The organism is Paenibacillus sp. 01L418, assembly GCF_056400045.1.
On sequence record NZ_JBFTSN010000271.1, the window covers coordinates 1 to 8,903 of the forward strand.

4 protein-coding genes and 1 pseudogene are annotated in these 8,903 nt (G+C 45.6%); all 5 read left to right on the forward strand.

Annotated elements, in window-relative coordinates; all coding sequences use genetic code 11:
* Window positions 1-217: pseudogene (locus AC1DSE_RS24360) on the forward strand (hypothetical protein); the annotation flags it as partial.
* Between the two features lie 31 nt (window positions 218-248).
* Window positions 249-1,247 (forward strand): zinc-binding dehydrogenase, encoded by a 999-nt coding sequence (locus tag AC1DSE_RS24365; RefSeq protein WP_477510870.1) that lies wholly within the window; start codon window positions 249-251, stop codon window positions 1,245-1,247.
* A gap of 1 nt (window position 1,248) precedes the next feature.
* A complete protein-coding gene (locus tag AC1DSE_RS24370) occupies window positions 1,249-3,732 on the forward strand; it encodes a glycoside hydrolase family 38 N-terminal domain-containing protein (protein WP_477510869.1) in 2,484 nt (827 codons plus the stop codon).
* Window positions 3,733-3,745: 13 nt separating this feature from the next.
* Window positions 3,746-4,804 carry a dienelactone hydrolase family protein gene (locus AC1DSE_RS24375; protein WP_477528314.1) on the forward strand — a complete coding sequence of 353 codons (1,059 nt, stop codon included), beginning with the start codon at window positions 3,746-3,748 and terminating at the stop codon, window positions 4,802-4,804.
* 102 nt (window positions 4,805-4,906) lie between these two features.
* Window positions 4,907-8,903 (forward strand): hypothetical protein (locus AC1DSE_RS24380; protein WP_477528315.1); only part of this gene is annotated, 3,997 nt, incomplete at its 3' end.

The window sequence follows — 8,903 nt, forward strand, 5'->3', positions numbered from 1 at the left end:
GTACAAGGGAATGAAGCTGGAATCTTATAAATACCGCAATGTTGGTCCAAGGGATCATGAGCTGCTAATCGACCTGGTGGGAAATAAGAAATTAAACATGGAATGTTTGCAAACTCATCATTATACGTTTGATCGGTATCAGGAAGCCGTTGATTTATTAAATAAGCAGGAAGCGATTAAGGTATATTTTTATCCACAAACCGATTTCGAGATTTAAGTCCAATATACAAGGCGGAGGGGATCTGGCAATGAAAGGCTATGGTGTTGTATTCGTTGATAAAGGCAAGGTTGAATATCAAGAGGTAACCGTTCCTGAGCTAGGGAGTCGTGATATCGTCATCGACGTGGAGCATTCTTGGATTAGTATTGGAACGGAATCTTCCTTCCTAAAGGGCGAACGAATCGCGGGAGAAGTCCCATACCTTGAGGGTGATGCTTTGCCATTTCCACAGATCAACGGCTATCAAAAGGTCGGTAAAATTAGAGCGTTGGGTGATCAGGTAGAGGGGTTTCAAGCAGGTGAGCGCGTATTTGCCACGGTAAGCAAAGTAAAGGGAATGGCATTTAGTGAAGGAGGCCATGTCAGCCCAGCGGTAACGGACGTTAACCAAGTATGGAAAATTCCAGACGGGATGAGCCCTGTGGCGTTTGCTGGGCTTGTGCTTACACAAGTTGGCTATAATTGCGGCTCTCGGCCACCGGTGAAGGAAGGGGATCAGGCCGTCGTTATTGGCGACGGTCTTGTCGGCCAATGGGCAGCTCAAACCTTAATCCACAGGGGGGCAAAGGTTACCGTGCTGGGTCGACATGAGGATCGGTTAGCGCTGCTTCCGGATGAAGCATTCACAATGAACACTTCCAAGAACGACGCAAGCGAGCAGCTTTCTTCGCTTAATCCCGATCTCTCCATTATTGTTGATACGGTAGGCTCGCTCACGGCGGTCTACGAATGTCTTCCCTACCTGCGTCATAACGGACATCTGGTTTCAGCGGGGTTCCTAGGGACGGATGGCAGAATTGATATCCAATCTCTACGGGAGAAGGAAGTTACTCTTCACAATCCCTCGGGCTGGGATAATCAAAGAATGAATGAGACGATTCGTGGGATAGAAGAGGGCTGGCTGCAGACAGAAACACTCATTACGCATCAGTTTCCAGCGGAGCAAGCTACAGAGGCATGGAAACTAATTTCGGATAAAAATAAACCCTGTCTGGGTGTGGTTTTGAACTGGGATAGGGGGCTTTAACATGCAAAATTTTCATCTCATCTGCAATGCCCATCTGGACCCGGTATGGCTTTGGGAGTGGGAGGAGGGAGCCGCAGAGGCYATTTCTACCTTCCGAGTTGCCGCTGAACTGTGTGAGATCTTTGATGGATTTATTTTCAACCATAACGAGGTTACGCTGTACAAATGGGTAGAGGAGTACGAGCCCGAGTTATTCGTGCGTATTCAGAAGCTTGTTCGGGAGGGGAAATGGCATATCATGGGCGGGTGGTACTTGCAGCCAGATTGTAATATGCCATCAGGTGAATCTTTTGTTCGCCAGATGCTCCTCGGTCGACTCTATTTCAAAGAAAAATTCGATTCCTACCCCACGACCGCAATTAATTTCGATCCGTTTGGACATACGCGGGGACTTGTACAAATTATGAAAAAATCGGGCTTCGATTCCTACCTATTTTGTCGTCCTGATCCGGTTAACTGTGAGCTGCCTGGAGAGGATTTCATTTGGACTGGCTATGATGGTTCAGAGATTATTGGGCATCGTGCGCTTGAGATGTACAATTCCCCCAAAGGTCAGGCCGATCATAAAGTGAAGGAGTGGCTGGAGAAAAAACAGCATAACCCTGTTGCTTCCTTACTCTGGGGAATTGGCAATCATGGCGGAGGGCCATCCAGATTGGATCTCGTTCAACTGCAGGAGTTGATTTCATCCAGCCAGGATACTCAAATCCTGCATTCCACCCCGGAAGCTTATTTCCAAGAATTAAAAGAGAGTGGTATAGAGCTTCTTCATCATAAATCGGATATTAATCCATGGGCGGTTGGATGCTACACTTCACAAATCCGGATTAAACAAAAGCACCGGCTGTTGGAAAATGAAATTTATATGTTGGAAAAGATGGCTTCGCACGCTGCTCTTCTGAGTCTAACGAGCTATCCCTATGATGACATTCATGAAGCTTTATGTGATCTCATGGTCACGGAATTCCATGATGTGCTTCCGGGTTCTTCTATTCAACCCGTAGAGGAGGCTTCCTTGCGTTTAGTTGATCATGGACTCGAAATCATTTCTCGATTGAAAGCCAAAACCTTCTTTGCGCTTGCCAAGGGACAACGCAAAGCGGATGAAGGCGAGATTCCTATTTTGGTTTATAATCCGCACCCGTACCCTATCTCAACCATCGTGGAATGCGAGTTTCAATTATCCGATCAGAACTGGAACGATGAGTTCTCACTTCCTGTTGTCTATCAAGAGGGAGTTCGTCTTCCATCACAGGCGGAAAAGGAGCAGAGCAACCTTAATTTGGATTGGCGTAAACGTACCGTATTTCAGGCCGTTCTCGCTCCAGGCCAAATGAATCGTTTTAATGTTCAATTGGAAGTTTTACCGAGAAAACCCGAGCTGGAACTTAAAACTCACAATCATCGCATAACGTTTCAAAACGAAGAAATGGAGGTGATTGTTAACTGTAAAACCGGATTAATAGATCGTTATCGGGTGCATGGAATTGATGCGGTAAAACCTGGAGCATTCATGCCCTTAGTTATCGAAGACGATGATGATGCTTGGGGAATGAACGTACAAAGCTTTCGCCAAGTGGCAGGCGTGTTTGCATTAATGTCCGCGAGTGAAGGGACACAGTTCTCTGGGGTGACGGAGCAGATGCTGGAGTCTGTGCGTGTTATTGAAGACGGAGAAGTGAGGACAGTCATAGAAGCTATCTTTCACTATCATGATTCTTTTGTCGTGCAAACCTATAAATTGCCTAAGAGCGGTACTCTTATTGAAGTGCAGCTCCGCGTGCATTGGAACGAGAAAAGCAAAATGCTGAAGCTTTCCGTTCCGACCCCTTATGAGCAAGCAAAATATCAGGGTCAAGTGGCGTATGGTATGGATGATCTGCCTTCAGATGGTAAAGAGGTTGTCGCCCAAAAATGGACAGCTGTCCATGATCAAGAAAATGATTTTGTGATGATCGAAATGAATGATGGAACGTACGGTTCTGATTATGCCAATGGGGAGATGCGTCTTTCGTTGCTTCGCTCTCCAGGCTACACAGGGCATCCGATTCATGATCGAACGATCATGCCGCAGGATCGTTATTCCAATCGAATCGACCAAGGAGAAAGAGTGTACCGTTTCTGGTTTAACGCGGGAAAAGCTTCAGAGCTTCTGACGACTGTGGATCGCGATGCGCTTACGGTTAACGAAAAGCCATTTGCGCTCTCCTTCTTCCCTCCTGGAACCGGACAACGACCAGAGTCATCTCTGATCCTGAGTGATTCGAGCATTCTAGTAACGACATTCAAGAAAGCGGAACGATCCGAGGATTATATCATTCGTTTGTTTGAACCGACGGGCCAAAGCAGAACGACAGAGCTTCACATTCCTTCATTGAATATGAAGCAGGTAATCACACTAGGAAAGTTTGAAATTAAAACGTTCAAATTAAACGTGACAGACAAAATACTGTCAGAAGTAAGCATGATGGAGTCAGAAGAATAGGAGCTGTGATGGAATGAGCGGTTCTAAGAACGACTTATATGGAGAAGATCCAGATATCGGAAACTGGTATCGTGAGAAACAAAAGATCGAATTCGATCATCTCATCAAGCGAATGCGTGCAACTGGGAATCAGAATCGGGCGGAGTTCTTCCGCCCGGATACCTCATCGATAGATACGTACGAAGCGGGACTAGAACCCTATCGTGAGAAATTCAAAGCGATGTTAGGATGGCCGCTGAGTGATCCAGCGCTAGATTCATCAATACCTATTGCTCGGGTTGAATGGGTTGCCCAAGATCGTTTAAGCAAAATTTACAGGGTTATGGTTGAAGGGGAATATGGTCTGACGACGTACGGCCTGTTATTCCTGCCACTGACGGAGGGGCCTTTTCCTCTCGTGATTTCACAGCATGGAGGAGAAGGCACGCCGGAATTATGTTCCAGTTTCTATGGTCCCACGAACTATCATGATATGACGCGAAGAGTACTTCAAAGGAACATCGCTGTATTTGCGCCACAGCTTCTGCTCTGGAAGGAAGGGGAATACGGTCCTCCGTATGACAGGGCGTCTATCGATAGACAATTAAAGCAGGTGGGCAGCTCTATTGCTGCGGTGGAAATCTATAAAATTCAGCGGAGCTTGGATTATTTATTATCACGGAATGATATCGCCGCTGACCAAGTCGGTATGATTGGTTTATCCTATGGCGGGTTTTATACCCTCTTTACAGCAGCAGCGGATACTCGTATTAAGGCGGCGTATTCATCCTGCTTTTTCAACGATCGCTTTAGGTATGATTGGTCTGATTTTACTTGGTTTAATGCTGGCAATAAGTTTCTAGACGCAGAAATAGCAGGATTAATTTGTCCGCGATTTCTGCATATTGAGGTGGGTAAAAAGGATGAACTGTTCCACTATGCACATGCGCTTAAAGAGCTTGATAAACTAGCCGTGCCTTATGGGCAGCTGAATATCATGCATCGATTGTCGAGAGAAGTAGTTGATGGAGCTCATGAGCTGGATATAAACGATAGAGCAATGGAGTGGTTTTGCCAAGYGGTCCGAATGTGAAATATTCCCCCTGCAACTTTCGAATCCTCCATTTACCGTATGGGGCTGAAATCATATCATGGTTAATGAAAGCGCTTTAATAAAAGGAGAGGGGTTTTAATCATGAGGAGCAAGAGGTTTAAGGCTTTTAAAAAGGGGATGACATGGACGATTGTCTTTCTCTTATTATTTTCAAGCTTACCGGTCATATCGAATGGCGCAGCTTCAAACGAAAGTACTTTAAGGGATACTTCTTCAGGGGCGGATGCTTACTTGTGGACAGAAGGGGAAGATTATTTATCTGTTTCTCCAGGGGGTTATTATCGGAATGATGAATCGCAGGCAAGCGGAGGGAAATACCTCGCCTTGCATACGAATACGCCCGATACATCAGCGACTGCGGAGTATCAAGTCGATATACCAGAAACCGGAAGCTACGATATATGGGTGCTGGCGACAGGTATGAGTCTTTGGATGTCCGCTTATAGCTGGAAGCTGGACGAAGGCATATATCATTCACCTCCCGTTGTCACGGAGGGAGCTGTCTTCGCTTCGGAGGGGATGCCCTTTTATTGGCATCAACTAGATAGCACCGAGCTGACTCAGGGGCAGCACAACCTAGCATTTTTAACAAACGCTCCTCGGCAGGGGGCGAACGATAGTCTATATAATCAAGGCATCGATGCGATCGCCGTCGTACCTGTTGATTGGGAATGGCAGCCGGATGGTCTGAGTAAACCAACGGCTCCCATTGTACCTGAACCGTCAGACGAAGAAAATTATTTATGGATGGAAGGAGAAAACGCTCATTCTGCACAAGGGGGTTATCATGGAGCGGCTGAGTCACAGGCAAGCGGAAGCACTTATCTCTTGCTGCAAACCAATACACCAGGTACCTCGGCAACTGCGCAGTATCAAGTGGATATACCAGAAACAGGAAGCTATGATATCTGGGCGTTAGCTACGGGGCTGAGCATTTGGATGTCTCCTTGGAACTGGAAGCTGGACGAGGGCTCCTATACAACCCCGCCTGTTGTGACAGACGGCTCCATCTTTGTTGCTGAGGGCATGCCTTTCTATTGGCACAAATTAAGCAGCGCGGATCTGAGCCAAGGACAGCATGACTTCACGTTTTTAACGAATACGCCAAGACAAGGAGCAAGCGACGGTTTGTATAATCATGGCATCGATGCAATCGCCGTTGTGCCTGCCCTTTGGGGGTGGCAGCCGAATGGATTAAGCAAACCTTTTGATAAGGCAGCCGTTAAATATGAATACGTAACAGGCGCGTTAGATAAATCGTTGGTGAATCGAGAAGAGCAAGTAGGCGTTACGGTTACGAATAAAGCCATTGCCCCAGTCAATGCAAGCCTTAGCTTCTTCGTTGAATTAGTATATGAGGGGGAAGTTGTATCAAGGGCGGTTAAAGAGTTTAATAAAACATCTTGGACGGCTGGTGAGGAGCATACGGAAACGATTCAATTAACGGTTCCGTTTAATGCTCCAAAAGGAAAAAACGAAATCCGTACCGGCATTGTAGATATTTCTTACGATAATGCAGTTAATGGCGAGAAATCGGTTAAAGTAGGCCATTTGAATATTGAACAAGAAGAAACGAATGCTGCGGTGCCGATGCTAAAGGCAACGATAGCTAATCTGCAGGTTCAGCCGAACCAAGCCAGCCCTAGATCCTATGCAGGAAATGTAACGTATGCTTTGAATCAAGCCGTAGATTTTGATACGACGGGATATTTAAGCCTTTATAAGGGCGATGTGCTTTGGTATGTTGCCGAGATTGCAGCTGTGAATACTTCCGAGCTCCAAGCTAATGTGGAAGCTCAGGCATCGTTTAGTTTTACACTGCCTGAAGGAGTGCCTGCTGACAGCTATACTGTGGCATGGGGTCTCCACAAATTACAAGCAGAGCAGGAAACAGCGGGGCAAGTTGAAGTGACAGTCGCTGCGTCCAATACGGACTACAAGCCATTAACACACGGTACTTTTACCGATGAAAAGCTGGGACAATCTCATTTCTGGTATGCTAACCAGTCGCATACGATGATTTGGGATGGTAAACCATTCGTACCGATCGGTGGTATGTTTACTTCGGATTATTTGCTCTTTTACTCCAAAACAGATCCTGCAATCAATAAAGCAAATTGGGATAAGGATGTTGAAGTACTGCAATATATGAAGGCACATGGGGCAATGGATATGTATATCAATACGGCTGTCATGGAGGTTCCGGCATGGGCATGGCAAAAAATGCTGGATTACTTAGACCAGGAAGGCTTTACTTATGGCCTGCAGGTACAAGGAGCCCAAGGGTTGACCCTTTCCGCTTATATGCCGAGAGCCTATGAAGGAGCGGGCGTGCTGAAGAAAGAGAATATCGTGGATAGCGGAGAAGTCACCTTAACGGTACCCACGTTTCAAATTTCAGGTTATGTGGATGCGATGTCGGCGCTGTATGTGGTCATGAATCCGACGACAGGCGAGGTTATTCAATCCGGTGAAGAGAATATTCGCAAAGTGGATTCAGCTACGCTCGAGCTGCATGCAAATGTTGTTCTTCCGAGTGCGAACCAAACGGCCTATACCGTTTATTTTACACCTAAGGTTAAGTACTCTGGCCATACTTTAAGGAATATTTGGGATGCAGGAGATTTGATTATTAATAGTATGGTAGACACGCTTAGCAAGGTCACCTGGGGTCCCAATTTCAGACTGTTTGTTGATCCTGTTACGAACGAATCAGGAATATACAACGGAGATGAAGGTTATCTGTTTGACTCCCCCATCTATAGTTCACAATTTGTAGATTGGTTAAAACAGAAATATAACACATTGGATGCCTTAAATGAGGCTTGGAAAATGAGCAGTCCTGTTGAATCTTATGAAACAGCGGCGCGTTTAGTGCCCATTGTACGGGGAGAAGGATCGGCTGCTTGGAACAACCAATTGTATTTGGTAGACAAGGGAAATCCAGGTTCTACGTATGCAGCGGATGCTTATCGCGGCGTTTTATGGGATGATTTTGTCGATTTCAGAGAGGGTTCCTATAACGACTATCTCATGAGATTTTCAGATGCGATTACAAATGTCGTTGATGTACCCGTTGTATTTAAGCTTTCTGGAACTACAAGGAAATACTTTATTAATGATAAGCAGACTGGAGGGTTTGCTGGCGTTGGAGGCGAGATCTACGGCGATAATGAATATCTAATTAGAGAAAGATCGGGTTATACCTATTCTCAAATCGAACAATCTGCACAAACCTTATGGTTTTTGACGACGGAAACGCAGCTGGATGAAAATATGGACCGAAAATATCAATCCGGCGAAAAGGGATATCCAGACAAAGAAACGATGTTTAATCATTTTGATAGGCTCCTGGAGGCGGGGAGCAAAGGGATATATGATTTCTTATTTAATTGTGATTATTTCACATCATGCCAGGAAGCTTATGGTTATTATACCGCTAAACCGATTCAGTTCGATTGGCTGAAAGAATACAAGGATGCGATTCTGGCTCCTGATTCTCTAGCACATATTGAAACCTATCGACCTGAGGTCTATTACGTATATCCTGCCGGCGAGACTTGGTGGATGTTGAATAGACGTAATGTTGTACTCCCAGGTAATGATTATCGAGGCGGAGCAACGCTTCAAACCTTCGATAATAAATGGGTTGTGCCTACTTTTGATCCTAATATAGCCACGAAAGTCCTAGTCGTCAGCTTGGAGGACGATCCAGCTACGACCATCTACGGTGAAGCTTTATTGGCTCAGGGAAGCCTAAAGGCTGGCAAACGAAATACCGTGTATATGGGCTATCGCAAAAACCTGGGGGCGTTACCAGAGATTGATTCCTATTTTACGAACGAATTTACGGTATTAGAGAATGGAACAAAGGTACAGGTACTTAATTCGAATGCGACTAGTACGACACAAGTGCTTTATAGCTCAGCGGATGGCAAGCCTTGGGGAATTAGGGATGGTAAGCTTTGGATTATAACGGACCCTAATTGGATTCAGAGCTTTAATGGGAATGAACCCAAAGGGCAAATCAAATATTTAGATCAATTAGACTTTTCTACAGACAGCAGCAATGGAGGTA